The sequence below is a fragment of the Salinimicrobium oceani genome (genome assembly GCF_012037645.1).
In genome coordinates, this window is record NZ_JAAVJR010000195.1 from 1 (window position 1) to 636 (window position 636).

The window sequence follows — 636 nt, forward strand, 5'->3', positions numbered from 1 at the left end:
TATCAGAAATTAGTACAGGCGTGTTTTCATTAACTGCAACAACAGTATTTTCAATATCTTCGAGGGATTCTATATAACCCAGTCCCCGCACGAGGTATTCAACCTTATTGACCTCAATGGTCTTGGCTCCAATATCCCTGTTGGAATTTTTCACCGCCATCATCACCTGATCGATTCCTACATTGTAGGCGCGCAGGGCATCTGGATCTACATCCACCTGGTATTCGCGAACATATCCGCCTACTGAGGCAACCTCGGCAACTCCTTCTACTCCGCTAAGGCCGAGTTTCACGTAATAATCCTGAATTGATCTTATCTCATGCAGATCCCAGCCGCCGGTGACATTTCCTTCGGGATCACGTCCTTCGAGCGTGTACCAGAAGACCTGGCCCAAAGCTGTAGCATCAGGACCGAGGGCTGGCTGTGCATCCTGCGGCAATAGTCCGGAAGGGAGAGAGTTGATCTTTTCCAGAATCCTGGTACGGGACCAGTAAAATTCCACATCTTCATTAAAGATGATGTTGATACTCGAAAACCCGAACATGGAGGTACTTCGAATAGATTCCACCCCTGGAATACCTAACAAAGAGGTGGTTAGGGGATAAGTGATCTGATCTTCGATATCCTGCGGGGAGC

1 protein-coding gene is annotated in these 636 nt (G+C 48.0%); it reads right to left on the reverse strand.

The annotated features are described in order from the left end of the window. The coding region (locus HC175_RS16220) for an efflux RND transporter permease subunit (RefSeq protein WP_168139435.1) at positions 1 to 636 on the reverse strand (636 nt) is incomplete at both ends.